Source organism: Streptomyces sp. LZ34 (assembly GCF_053890475.1).
On the sequence record NZ_CM132680.1, the window covers coordinates 8,289,704 to 8,302,389 of the forward strand.

The window sequence follows — 12,686 nt, forward strand, 5'->3', positions numbered from 1 at the left end:
GCGACAGGAACCGTAACCGGAACCGGAGTTGGCGGCCGATGACCGGACCGACGCGCATCGTAACCCGGGGGCAGCCCCCTTACTCAGCCGTCGAGCCCTCAGTCGTCGTCATTCAGTCGTCGTCCGGATCCGTCTGCCCGATGCCGACCACCGTGAAATGGCTGCGCTCGATCACCACGTCCTCCAGACAGCCGCGCAGCCGCAGCTGGTCATGGGGGGTGAGCGCCGGATGGACCATGCCCGCGTACAGGCGGTCGTCGAGCTCGCCCAGCGTGGCGTGGCGCAGCGGCACCGAGGTCGAGTCCCGGCAGCGCTCCCACATCTGCCGCGCCGCCAGGTCCGCTCGGGCGGCCGTCGACGCGTTGCGCACCTCCAGCCGGACCAGCACCGCCGTCGCCGACGCGCGGCTCTCGGCGCGCTCCTCGCGGGTCTGGGTGAGGTCCGCGAGGGTGTGGACGAGTACGGCGAGCAGCGCCGTGCCGACGACCACCGCGCCGAGGACCAGCCACGGCCGGCGGCCGGAGCGGCGGTCCAGGACGGGCAGGTCCTCCAGGTCGGGGAGGGGCGCGCCGGTCTCGGTGGTGAGGGGCGGGGCGGTGAGCGGGGCCAGCCGGCCGGCCAGCCGCCGCTCGGCGCCGGGGCGGACCGTGGCCTCGGCGATCCGCTGCACCACCCACGCGAGGCCGGACAGCACGACGCCGGTGACCATGAGGACGGGGACGAAGACATGGGTGCGGCCGGTGCGCGGGTCTCCTGGTTCGTCCAGCCAGGGGAAGCGCGGGCGGCCGCCGCCGGTCGCGGAGCCGTATGGGCGACCGTACGTGGGGTCGTACGTGGGGTCGTACGGGGCGCCGAACGGCGGCTGGCCGTACCCGCCGGACTGCCGCACCCGGGCCGGCACCCCGGCCCGCCGCCCGCCCGCGGCAGCCGCGCCGGCCTCGCCGACCCGCGACTCCAGCCGGGAGATCCGGTCGAGCACGGCGACCCCGACCAGCAGCACCTCCACGACGAGCAGCAGGACGCCGCACAGGATCGCCCGCTGCCACTGCCAGCGGTACAGGTAGATCACCAGGTAGTAGCCCGCACCGAGGGCGGCCGCGCCGCCGAAGAGATACGCGAGGTGCTTCACGACGCCACCTCCGCACGCACGTCGCCCGTCGTGCCGTCGAGGACGAGCCGCGTGCCGGGCGGGAAGCGGCGTACGGCGTCGGCGGCCCCGACGACGGCGGGCAGCCCGAACTCGCGGGCCAGCACGGCCAGATGGGACAGCGGGCTGCCGGTCTGGGCGACGAGGCCGGTGAGGGTCGGCAGCAGCGGGGCGAGCGCGGGGTCGAGGGTCCGCACGACCAGCACGGCGTCCGGCGGCCGGGGGCCGGACCCGTCCCACGCGGTGCCGGACGCCAGGCCCCCGGAGACGCCCAGCCCCGCACCGTCCGCGCCGCGCGCACGGCGGCCCGGCGCGCGCTCGGGGACGACCGCCCCGTCGGCCGCCAGCCGGAAGGCGTCGGGCAGCGGCCCGGCGGGCGGCCGCGGCAGCCGCTCGGCCAGATCGGCGGGGAGCGGCCCGTACGCGGCGGCGGCCATGAACTCCGGCCAGCGCAGCAGCGCGACGCGCCCGGGCTCGGCGAGCGCCCCCCGCGCGGCCATCCGCACCGCCGCTTCCCGCACCAGCCGCACCTGCAACTCGTGCACCCACCGGATCCGCAGCCGCAGCCCCTCCCGCACGGGCAACGCGGCCACGCCCCGTGCGGGGGCGGGCTGTACGGCGGGCACGGCGGACGCCACGGCATGGCGCCCCCCACCCGCGCCCGCGAACCGTCGTCGCGCGGGCTGCCCGATGGCCTGGGCGCCGCCGGAGGCGTGGTCGAGGGCGCGGCTGGTGCGGTGTGTCGGCGGGATCGCAGGGGCGGAGGTCGGGTCGGTGGCCGCGGCCACGCCCGCCACGCCGAGCGTCGGCCGGGGCTGTGCGTCGTGCGGTGCGGTGTCCGTACGGTGTGGCGCCGGGGCGGCCGGACCTGGTGCCGCGTCTTGGGACGGGGTTCCGGTCCCAGCGCGACCGGTGTGCTGTGCGGGTGGGGCCGCCGGGGCGGGCATCGGGTTGGTGGCTGCCGCGGCGGCGGCCGGCGCGGGCAGTGGCTCGTACGGCGCGGCAGCCGCTGCCGCGCGGCGCCCGGAGCCGAGCGCCGGCGTGGCACGGCGCATCGGCGGCACGGCGGGGCCGGCCACGGCGGGGCCAGCCACCGCGGGGCCAGGCACCGCGTGGGGCGACGCGGCATGGCCCGCGTCGGCGGCGTCGCGCGTCGGCGGCGCGCCGCCCAACTCCCCGCCGCCGCGCTCGCCTTCCGCGTCGCCCATGGGTGCCGGTGCCGGCAGCCGCAGGGGACGGGTGAGGCTTGGTGGGACGAGGGCGAGGACCACGGGGGCGGTGGCGACGATACGGGGGTCGGACAGGCCACGGGCGCGGCCGTCGGTCAGGGCGGCGAGGGCTTCGGACGCCCCGGTGCCGGGGCGGTCCGTGGGGAGCAGGGCGCCCGCGAGGGCTTCCTGGGCGTGGAGGGCGACCAGGGCGGCGCGGGCCCAGCGCAGCAGGTCGGTCAGCTCGGTGCGGTCGAGCTCGTGGGGCGGCGCGGTTTCGGCGAGGCGGCGGTCCACGTCGGCGAGGAGGCCGAGCGCGAGGTGCGGCAGCGTGGCCCGCAGCCTTCCGACCCGCCAGGCGGCGGAGAGCCTGCGGGCGCCGGGCAGCGGGTTGAGGGCGGAGCGTAAGCGGCGGCGGGGCCGGGGCGGGGCGGCGCCGAGGAGTTCCAGGTCGGCCACGGCCCGGCCGCCGACCGTGGTGACCACCGGCGCGGCGCGCAGCCTGCGGCGCGGCGCGGCGGCGCCGATGTCGAGGGCGGCGGTCAGGCCGCGCGCCATCGGCACCACCCACAGGTCCTCCTCCAGCGGCTGAAGCGCCTCGGGCAGCGTCTCGGCGACCGGGCCGGGCCCGAGCAGGCGGGCGCCGCGCGCCGGCCGGGCGGCCAGGGCGGTGATGGGGCGGCTCTGGAACAGCCACAGCCCGCCGTCCTCGTCGAAGCCGAACTCGATGTCCTGCGGCCCGCCGATCACCTGTTCCGCCCGGTGCGCGAGGCGCGCCAGCCGGTGCAGCTCGGCTCTGGTGAGCGGCCGCGCCGCCGCGGGGCCGGCCGGGCCGCCCGGCGGTTCGGTACGCAGCAGCCTGCCGCGCCGCGTGAGGTGGTAGTCGGTGCCGGACCGCGCGCCGCTGACCAGCGTGTCGGGCCCGCCTTGTACGGCGCTGACCAGCATCCGGTCCAGCCGCGCCGCCAGCGGGTCCGCGGTGAACAGCACGCCGCCGGCGCGGACCGCGAGCATGGGCTGGACGAGCACCGCCATGGGCGCCGCCGGGCCGGACCCCGTACGGCGCGCGGAGTCCAGGACGGTCCGCACGGCCGCGCGGAAGGCGTCCCAGCCGCGTACGTCGAGGACGGACGCGAACTGCCCGGCCATGGAGGACTCCTGGGTGTCCTCCTGAGGCGAGGAGGACCGTACGGCCAGGGGGCGGGCCCCGTCGGCGGACAGCTCGCGCCATGCCTGGCGGGTGGTCAACCCGTTGTAAGCGCTGTGAGCGGCGGGTTCCCGTGTCTCGGACTCAGGGCTGTGAAGGATCACGAAACCGGGCAGGACGGGGAGCCCCGCACCGGCCGCGCGGGCCAGATGCGCGGCCTTGGAGCCCGCGGAGGCGGGCTGCCGCGCAAGGGGATGATCCAGGGGGACAACATGGGTCGTGCGCGTGTCGATCGTCGTCATCGGACACCCTCCCGTTCCGGCCGCCAACAGGGGGGACGCGCGGGATGGGCCCGTTGCCTGACAGCGGGACGAAGGGCGGGGGCACGCCCGGCCCGGATCGCGGCCCGGAGCAATAAATCCCCACCTGGTGAAATATTCGCATCGCGTTGTCCTGCGGGCCAGGTCGTAGACGGTTTCCGGTCACTGGAGGGGGTCGTTCCGGTCAGTTGCGGGCTCTGGTCGCGGACCACGTAACTGACGAGACGTCACGGATTGATAACTCCGGAAAATCGTGCAACCCTTCCGGCCCCGCGTGGGTCGTATGGGGCATCAGGCTTCCTGGGGGGGATTCCGGGGGGATTCCGGGGGGGATTCCGGGGGGGATTCCGGGGGGGATTCCGGGGAATGAGAGGAAGCCTTGCGGAGGGGGAAGCGAGGGGCCCGGCCCATGGACCGGGCCCCTCGAAATGTGTCCGCGTCGGGTGTCCGGCCGGGGCCGCTGCTCAGAACGGCACGCCGCAGCGCAGCAGCACATTCGCGTACGGCTGCGCCTCACCCGTGCGCACCACCAGCCGCGCCGTCGCCGTCCGCGCCTTCAGCTCCTCGTGCGGCACCAGCTCCAGCACCGACCCGGGGAAGAGGCCGTCCAGCAGCGCGGTCGCCGACTGGTTGTGCTCCCGCACCTCCAGGGCCGCCGTGGCCCCCTCGATCACCAGCTCGTCGAGCAGCACTCTCAGCACCTGCTCGAAGGACGGCACCCCCGCCACAAGGGCGAGGTCGACCACGGCCGGGCCGTTGGGGCCGGCGGGGATCGGCAGTCCGGCGTCGCAGACCATCACCGTGTCGGTGTGACCCAACTCGGCTATCGCCCCGCTCAGCCGGCGGTTGAAGATCCCGGATCGCTTCATCGCGCCGCGACCTCCTCGGCCGTGGGGAACGACTCCTGCGCGCCGTCGCGGGTCACCGCGGCCGCGCCGACCCGTACGGCGAACCGCACCGCCGTCTCGAGATCGTCGCCGACGCCCAGCCGCCAGGCCAGCGCACCGGTGAAGGCGTCCCCGGCGCCGGTGGTGTCCACCGCCTTGACCGGGAGGCTCGGGACCAGGACCGTACGCTCGCGGTCGGCGACGAGCGCGCCCGCCGCGCCCAGGGTCACCACCACCGAGCGCGGGCCGCGCGCCAGCAGGGCGGCCGCCCAGGCCTCGGGGGTCTCCTCCCGGCCCGCCGGGTCGTCGCCCAGCAGGAAGCGCGCCTCGTGCTCGTTGACCACCAGCGGATCGCAGACGGCCAGCACCTCGGCGGGGAGGGCGGCGGGCGGCGAGGGGTTGAGGACGACGCGCGGGGAGGCGTCTTGAGCGCCCCCGCCCGCCGTACGGACCACCTCGGCGACCGTCGCGACGGTCTCCAGCGGGATCTCCAGCTGGAGCGAGACCACGCGGGCCGAGGCCACCAGGTCCGCCGCGGCCCGTACGTCCGCAGGTGCCAGCCGGGCGTTGGCGCCGGGGGAGACCACGATGCTGTTGTCGCCGGACGGGTCCACGGTGATCAGCGCCACGCCGGTGGGCGCGCCGCCGACCAGGACGCCCGCGGTGTCCACCCCCGCGTCCTGCTGCGACCGCAGCAGCAGGCGGCCGTATCCGTCGTCGCCGACGCGGGCCAGCAGGGCCGTACGGGCGCCCAGCCGGGCGGCGGCGACGGCCTGGTTGGCGCCCTTGCCGCCCGGGTGGACGGCGAGGTCGGAGCCGAGGACGGTCTCCCCGGCGGCCGGGCGGCGTTCGACTCCGATCACCAGGTCGGCGTTGGCCGACCCTACGACCAGCAGGTCGTAGTCGGGCATCCTGCACGTCCTTTCGCTTCGCTCGTTGTGTGCGTGAGGGATTCGGGTGGTCCGGCCGGGCCCGGGGCGGCCCCGGCACCCGGCCGGACCGGGGTCACTTCGCGGCGACGACCTTCACCGGCACCTTCACTATCTGGTCGACCTTCTGCCCCTTCGCGAGCCTGATCGCGTTCTGCACGGCCATCTTGCCCAGCTCCTCGGGCTGCTGGGCGACGGTCGCCGCGAGCGTGCCGTTCTGGACCGCCTTGAGGCCGTCGGGGGTGCCGTCGAAGCCGACGACCTTGACGGACTTGCCCGCCTTGGAGCCCAGCGCCTTGACCGCGCCGAGCGCCATCTCGTCGTTCTCGGCGAAGATCCCGCCGATGCCCGAGTGGGCCTGCAGCAGGTTGGTGGTGACGTCCAGGCCCTTGGTGCGGTCGAAGTCCGCGGGCTGCTTGGCGACGACCTGGATGCCCGGGTAGGCCTTCAGACCCTCCGTGAAGCCCTGGCCGCGCTCGCGCGAGGCCGAGGTGCCGGCCGTGCCCTGGAGGATCAGGATCCGGCCCTTGCCGCCGAGCTGCTCGGCCAGCGTCTTGGCGGCGAGCTTGCCGCCCGCGATGTTGTCGGAGGCGACGAGGGTGGCGATGTTCGCCTTGTTGACGGTGCGGTCGGCGGCGAGCACGGGGATGCCGGCCTTGTTGGCCGCCCGGACGGACGGGCCGGAGGCGTCGGAGTCCACCGGGTTGATGATGATCGTCTTCACGTTCTGGCTGGTGAAGTTCTGGATCTGGTTGGCCTGCTGGGAGGCGTCGTTCTGGGCGTCGGTGACGGTGAGGCTGATCCCCTGGGCCTTGGCCTCCTGCTTCGCGCCCTGCTGGAGCTGGAGGAAGAAGGGGTTGTTGAGGGTGGAGAGCGACAGGGCCACCTTGACCTTGCCCCCGCTCCCGGAGGAGTCGGAGCGCCACACCGAGGCGCCGATCACGACCGCCACCACGGCCACGGCCGCGACGGCGTACTTCCCCATCTGGGCGGGCGTCATCCTGCCCTTGGGGCCGCCGGATCCACCCGCGCCGCTTCCGGGCGCGCCCGGGCGGGACCCGGCGCGGCGGCGCACGGTGTCGAGCAGCACGGCCAGCGCGATGACGACGCCGATGACGACCTGCTGCCAGAAGGCGGAGACCTCCAGCAGGTTGAGCCCGTTGCGCAGCACGGCGAGGATCAGCGCGCCGATGAGGGTGCCGGACGCCTTGCCGACGCCGCCGGAGAGGCTGGCGCCGCCGATGACGACCGCGGCGATCGCGTCGAGTTCGTAGCCGACGGCCGCCTGGGGCTGCGCGGAGGACAGGCGTGAGGCGAGCACGATGCCCGCGATGGCCGCGAAGGCGCCGGACAGGGCGTAGATGGCCAGCTTCTGGCGGTTGACCCGGATGCCGGAGAGCCGGGCGGCCTCCTCGTTGCCGCCGATCGCGTACATGGCGCGGCCGACGTACGTACGGGCCAGGATGCCCGCGGTGATCAGGCCCATCACGATCAGGACGAGCACCGGGACCGGCAGCCAGCCGCCGATGGTGTCGCCGAGGTGCGAGACCGAGTCGGGGAAGGGGATCGGGCTGCCCTGGGAGATGACCAGGGAGAGGCCGCGGCCGACCGACAGCATGGCGAGGGTGGCGATGAACGGCGGCATCTTGCCGAAGGAGATCAGCGAGCCGCTGACCAGGCCGCAGGCCAGGCCGGTGGCGAGGGCGAGGATCACCGCGAGCCAGACCGGCAGGCCCTGTGAGGTCGCGGACCAGGCGAGCACGGTGGCCGACAGCGCGGCCACCGAGCCGACCGACAGGTCGATTCCGGCGGAGACGATGACGAAGGTGGAGCCGAAGGCGAGGATCGCGGTGACCGCCGCCTGGACGCCGACGTTGAGCAGGTTGTCGGTGGTGAGGAAGTCACCGGACAGCAGCGACATGGCCGCGAGGAGCAGCACCAGGGCGCTCAGCGCGCCGTTGTCGAGCAGCACCCGGCGCACTACCGCCGGGCCCCCGGAGCCCGGTTGTACCGGACCGTGCTTGATCGTGTCAGTGGCCACGGGAGCCCTCTCTTTCCTTGGTGTCGAGCGCTTCGACGGCCTCGACGGCCTTGACGTCCTTCACGGCCAGGGCCATCACGGCGTCCTGGGTCGCTTCCTGGCGGTTGAGTTCGCCGGTGATCCGGCCCTGTGCCATGACCAGGACCCGGTCGCTCATGCCCAGCACCTCGGGGAGGTCGCTGGAGATCATGAGCACCGCGTGCCCGGAGGCGGTGAGTTCGTTGATGAGCTGGTAGATCTCGACCTTGGCGCCCACGTCGATGCCCCGGGTGGGCTCGTCGAGGATCAGCACCTTGCTGTCGGCCAGCAGCCACTTGCCGATGACGACCTTCTGCTGATTGCCGCCGGACAGGGTGCGTACGTGCTGGTCGAGACCGGCCATGCGGACCGCGAGCTGCTCGGAGATCCGGGCCGCCGCGCGGCGTTGCCCGGCCCGGTCGACGAGCCCGGCGCGGGTGGCGGAGCGCAGCGTGACCAGGCCCAGGTTCTCCTGGACCGAGGCGTCGAGGAGCAGGCCCTGGCCCTTGCGGTCCTCGGGGACCAGCCCGACGCCGGCGGCCATGGCGGCGCCCACGTCGTGGCGGGGTAGCCGCTCGCCGAGGACCTCGACGGTGCCGGCGTCGTACGGATCGGCGCCGAAGACGGCCCGTACGACCTCGGTGCGGCCCGCGCCGACGAGTCCGGCGAGCCCCACCACCTCCCCGGCCCGCACCTCGAAGGCGACGTCCTGGAAGACGCCGTTCCGGGTCAGGCCCCGGACCTTGAGCAGGGGCGCTCCGGCCTCGGCGGGCCGCCGCGGGTACTGCTGCTCGATGGAGCGGCCCACCATCAGCCGGACCAGCTCGTCCTCGTCGGTGGTGGCCGGGACCTGGGTGACGCTGCGGCCGTCGCGCAGGACGGTGACGCGGTCGCCCAGGGCGGCTATCTCCTCCAGGTGGTGGGTGATGAAGACAACACCAACACCATCCGCGCGCAGGGTGCGGACGATCCGGAAGAGCTTGTCGACCTCCTCGGTGGTGAGCACCGCGGTCGGCTCGTCCATGATCAGGACGCGGGCGTCCAGGGACAGCGCCTTGGCGATCTCGACCATCTGTAGCCGGGCGATGCCCAGGTCGCGGACGCGGTCGGCGGGGGAGACGTCGATTCCGACGCGGGCCAGCAGCTCGGCGGCCCGCTCGTGCATCGTCCTGCGGTCGATCAGCCCCAGGCGGCGCGGCTGGCGGCCCAGGAAGATGTTCTCCGCGACGCTGAGGTCGGGGACGAGGTTGAACTCCTGGTAGATGGTGGCGATCCCGAGCCGCTCGGCGTCCTGGGCGCCGTGGATGCGCACCGGGGAGCCGTCGACGAGGATGCGGCCGCCGTCGGGGCGGTGGGCGCCGGAGAGCATCTTGATCAGCGTGCTCTTGCCGGCGCCGTTCTCGCCCAGCAGGACGTGTACCTCGCCGCGGCGCAGGTCGAAGTCGACGCCGTCGAGCGCGACCACTCCGGGGAAGGTCTTGCGGACGCCTTCCATGCGCAGCAGCTCGGCCGCGTCCTCCGCACTCGGCGGCACGCCCTGCGGCGGCTGTGTGGCGCTCGGCGTGCTCATGGCTTGCTCCCTTCGGGCTCGCCGCACGAGCGGCGGGTGACCAGGCGGGCGGACAGGATCACCGACTCGGCGGTCCGCCCCTCGACGCGGTCGATCAGCGCGCGCACGGCGGCGCGGCCGAGTTCGCCCGTCGGCTGGGCGATAGCGGTGATCGGGGGATGGGTGTGGACGAACCACGGGATGTCGTCGAACGCGGCGAGCGCCACGTCGTCGGGCACCCGCAGGCCGCGCGCCCGGATCTCGTCCATCGCGCCGAGCGCCATGAGACTGTCCGCGGCGAAGATGACGTCCGGGGGTTCGATCAGGTCGAGGAAGCGGGCGGTCACCCGCCGCCCGCTGTCCGCCTGGAAGTCGCCCTGGCCTATGAAGTCGGCCGGCAGGGCCAGGCCGAACTCGAGCAGCGCGGACCGGAAGGCCTCCACGCGCTCGCTTCCGGTGGTGGTGGCGGCCGGGCCCGCGATGATGGCGAGCCGGCGGTGGCCGAGCGCGTGCAGATGGGCCACCAGGTCGCGTACGGCGCCCCGGCCGTCGGTGCGGACCACGGGCACGTCCACGCCCTTGATCCAACGGTCGACGAAGACCATCGGGGTGCCCGTACGGGCGGCGTCCAGCATCAGCGGGGAGCCGCCGTCGGTGGGGCTGACCAGCAGGCCGTCGATGCGGCGGTCCATAAGGGTGCGCACATGGTGGTCCTGGAGGTCGGGGCGCTCATCGGCGTTCCCGATCACCACGCTGTAGCCCAGCGCGCGGGCCTCGTCCTCGACCGAGCGGGCGAGCTCGGTGAAGAACGGGTTGAGTACGTCACTGATCACCAGCCCGAGGGCGCGGGTCTGGTCGGTGCGCAGCGAGCGGGCCACGGCGTTGGGGCGGTAGCCGAGCTCGGCGACGGCGGCGAGCACCCGGTCACGGGTGTCCGCGCGGACGGACGGATGGTCGTTGAGCACGCGGGAGACCGTTGCCACGGACACTCTGGCGTGGTGCGCCACGTCCTTGATGCTCGCCATTCCACCTCCTCGTGGAATCGATTACACGGAGGATTGGAATCGATTACACGAGGGCGGGGCAAGAGCCGGAGAGCGTCTGAAACCGGATCGTAATATTCCGGATGATGTATACGGTTGCGGTCGTGCCCGGGGGTGCGCGCAGGGTTGTGCACAGGTTGTGCACAGGCCCCGGGGCGTGTCGGCGTCCGGCGGTACCGTCGGGACATGCTCAAACTCGCGGTGGTCGAAGGGGTCCTGGAGCGGATCACCTACGCCAATGAGGAGAACGGCTACACGGTCGCCCGGGTCGACACCGGCCGCGGCTCCGGGGATCTGCTCACCGTCGTCGGCTCGCTGCTGGGCGCGCAGCCCGGCGAGTCGCTGCGGATGGAGGGCCGTTGGGGCTCCCACCCGCAGTACGGCAAGCAGTTCACCGTCGAGAACTACACCACCGTGCTGCCCGCCACCGTCCAGGGCATCCGGCGCTATCTGGGGTCCGGCCTGATCAAGGGCATCGGCCCGCGGATCGCCGACCGGATCACCGAGCATTTCGGCGTGGACACCCTCGATGTGATCGAGGGTCAGCCCGAGCGGCTGATCGAGGTCCCCGGCCTCGGCCCCAAGCGCACCAAGATGATCGGCGCGGCCTGGGAGGAGCAGAAGGCCATCAAGGAGGTCATGGTCTTCCTCCAGGGCGTCGGGGTCTCCACCTCGATCGCGGTGCGGATCTACAAGAAGTACGGCGACGCCTCGATCTCGGTCGTGAAGAACCAGCCGTATCGCCTGGCCGCCGATGTGTGGGGCATCGGCTTTCTGACCGCCGACAAGATCGCCCAGTCCGTCGGCATCCCGCACGACAGCCCCGAGCGGGTGAAAGCCGGTCTGCAGTACGCGCTGTCCCAGTCGACGGACAACGGCCACTGCTTCCTCCCCGAGGAGCAACTGATCGCGGACTCGGTCAAGTTGCTCCAGGTCGACACCGGTCTGGTCATCGAGTGCCTGGCCGAGCTGGCGGACGAGGAGGGCGTGGTGCGCGAGACCGTGCCGGGCCCGGACGGCGGCGAACCGGTCACGGCCGTGTATCTGGTCCCCTTCCACCGCGCCGAGATCTCGCTCGCCGGCCAGGTGCTGCGGCTGCTGCGCGGCGGAGAGGAGCGCATGCCCGCCTTCCGGGAGGTGGACTGGGACAAGGCGCTGGCCTGGCTCGCCCGGCACACCGGGGCCGATCTGGCCCCCGAGCAGAGCCAGGCCGTCCGGCTCGCGCTGACCGAGAAGGTCGCGGTGCTGACCGGCGGGCCGGGCTGCGGCAAGTCCTTCACCGTGCGGTCCGTGGTGGAGCTGGCGCGGGCCAAGAAGGCCAAGGTGGTGCTCGCGGCCCCGACGGGCCGGGCCGCCAAGCGGCTGGCCGAGCTGACCGGCGCCGAGGCGTCCACGGTCCACCGGCTGCTGGAGCTCAAGCCCGGCGGTGACGCGGCGTACGACCGGGACCGGCCGCTGGACGCCGACCTGGTGGTGGTGGACGAGGCGTCCATGCTCGATCTGCTGTTGGCGAACAAGCTGGTCAAGGCGGTGCCGCCGGGCGCCCATCTGCTCTTCGTCGGAGACGTGGACCAGCTGCCGAGCGTGGGCGCGGGCGAGGTGCTGCGCGATCTGCTGTCCGAGGGCAGCCCCGTCCCGGCGGTGCGGCTGACCCGGATCTTCCGGCAGGCCCAGCAGTCCGGCGTGGTCACCAACGCCCACCGCATCAACTCCGGCGTGCCGCCGATCACCCACGGCATGCCCGACTTCTTCCTGTTCGCCGAGGAGGACACCGAGGCCGCCGGGAAGCTCACGGTGGACGTGGCGGCCCATCGGATCCCGGCCAAGTTCGGCCTCGACCCGCGCCGTGACGTGCAGGTCCTGGCCCCGATGCACCGCGGCCCGGCGGGCGCCGGGACGCTCAACGGCCTCCTTCAGCAGTCCATCACCCCCGCCCGGCCGGACCTGCCCGAGCGGCGCTTCGGCGGCCGGATCTTCCGCGTCGGCGACAAGGTGACGCAGATCCGCAACAATTATGAGAAAGGGGCCAATGGGGTCTTCAACGGCACGGTGGGCGTCATCACCTCCCTCGACAGCGACGAGCAGCGTCTGACCGTGCTGACCGACGAGGACGAGGAGGTGCCGTACGACTTCGACGAGCTGGACGAGCTGGCACACGCCTATGCGGTGACCATCCACCGCTCGCAGGGCAGCGAGTACCCGGCCGTGGTCATCCCGGTGACCACCGGTGCCTGGATGATGTTGCAGCGCAATCTGCTCTACACGGCGGTGACCCGCGCCAAGCGCCTGGTGGTGCTCGTCGGCTCGCGGCGCGCCCTGGGACAGGCGGTGCGCACGGTGTCGGCGGGCAGACGGTGCACCGCGCTGGACCACCGGCTCGGCACATTTGGCCCATGA

Annotated in this window: 8 protein-coding genes; 1 reads left to right on the forward strand and 7 read right to left on the reverse strand. The window is 73.6% G+C overall.

All coding sequences use genetic code 11. The features are described from left to right. Positions 1-112 precede the first annotated feature (112 nt). From ACWY4P_RS34955 to ACWY4P_RS34985, 7 genes are all read right to left on the reverse strand, one after another. A complete protein-coding gene (locus ACWY4P_RS34955) occupies positions 113-1,129 on the reverse strand; it encodes a hypothetical protein (protein ID WP_456204545.1) in 1,017 nt (338 codons plus the stop codon). Continuing rightward, positions 1,126-3,804 carry a PEP/pyruvate-binding domain-containing protein gene (locus ACWY4P_RS34960; RefSeq protein WP_456204546.1) on the reverse strand — a complete coding sequence of 893 codons (2,679 nt, stop codon included), beginning with the start codon at positions 3,802-3,804 and terminating at the stop codon, positions 1,126-1,128. Before ACWY4P_RS34960 ends, ACWY4P_RS34955 begins: the two co-directional genes overlap by 4 nt. Before the next feature lie 482 nt (positions 3,805-4,286). Continuing rightward, positions 4,287-4,691, reverse strand: coding sequence for a D-ribose pyranase (gene rbsD / locus ACWY4P_RS34965; RefSeq protein ID WP_456204547.1), 405 nt, complete (start codon positions 4,689-4,691; stop codon positions 4,287-4,289). Then, on the reverse strand, positions 4,688-5,620 hold the full coding sequence (rbsK, locus tag ACWY4P_RS34970) for a ribokinase (protein ID WP_456204548.1): 933 nt from the start codon (positions 5,618-5,620) through the stop codon (positions 4,688-4,690). Before rbsK ends, rbsD begins: the two co-directional genes overlap by 4 nt. Positions 5,621-5,714: 94 nt before the next feature. Next, positions 5,715-7,679: an ABC transporter permease/substrate-binding protein gene (locus ACWY4P_RS34975; protein ID WP_456204549.1), complete on the reverse strand. Its 1,965-nt coding sequence runs from the start codon at positions 7,677-7,679 to the stop codon at positions 5,715-5,717. Continuing rightward, positions 7,669-9,192 carry a sugar ABC transporter ATP-binding protein gene (locus ACWY4P_RS34980; protein ID WP_456213162.1) on the reverse strand — a complete coding sequence of 508 codons (1,524 nt, stop codon included), beginning with the start codon at positions 9,190-9,192 and terminating at the stop codon, positions 7,669-7,671. The genes ACWY4P_RS34975 and ACWY4P_RS34980 overlap by 11 nt, the downstream gene beginning before the upstream one ends. Positions 9,193-9,263: 71 nt before the next feature. Further along, a complete protein-coding gene (locus ACWY4P_RS34985) occupies positions 9,264-10,271 on the reverse strand; it encodes a LacI family DNA-binding transcriptional regulator (protein ID WP_456204550.1) in 1,008 nt (335 codons plus the stop codon). A gap of 204 nt (positions 10,272-10,475) precedes the next feature. Here ACWY4P_RS34985 and recD2 point away from each other — a divergent pair, with 204 nt between their 5' ends. Beyond that, positions 10,476-12,686: an SF1B family DNA helicase RecD2 gene (gene recD2 / locus ACWY4P_RS34990; RefSeq protein WP_456204551.1), complete on the forward strand. Its 2,211-nt coding sequence runs from the start codon at positions 10,476-10,478 to the stop codon at positions 12,684-12,686.

Excerpts from the sequence above, each read along its gene's own strand:
- ACWY4P_RS34960 (WP_456204546.1), bottom strand. The coding sequence starts at position 3,804 with ATGACGACGATCGACACGCGCACGACCCATGTTGTCCCCCTGGATCAT.
- rbsD (WP_456204547.1), bottom strand. The coding sequence starts at position 4,691 with ATGAAGCGATCCGGGATCTTCAACCGCCGGCTGAGCGGGGCGATAGCC.
- rbsK (WP_456204548.1), bottom strand. The coding sequence starts at position 5,620 with ATGCCCGACTACGACCTGCTGGTCGTAGGGTCGGCCAACGCCGACCTG.
- ACWY4P_RS34980 (WP_456213162.1), bottom strand. The coding sequence starts at position 9,192 with ATGGAAGGCGTCCGCAAGACCTTCCCCGGAGTGGTCGCGCTCGACGGC.
- ACWY4P_RS34985 (WP_456204550.1), bottom strand. The coding sequence starts at position 10,271 with ATGGCGAGCATCAAGGACGTGGCGCACCACGCCAGAGTGTCCGTGGCA.
- recD2 (WP_456204551.1), top strand. The coding sequence starts at position 10,476 with ATGCTCAAACTCGCGGTGGTCGAAGGGGTCCTGGAGCGGATCACCTAC.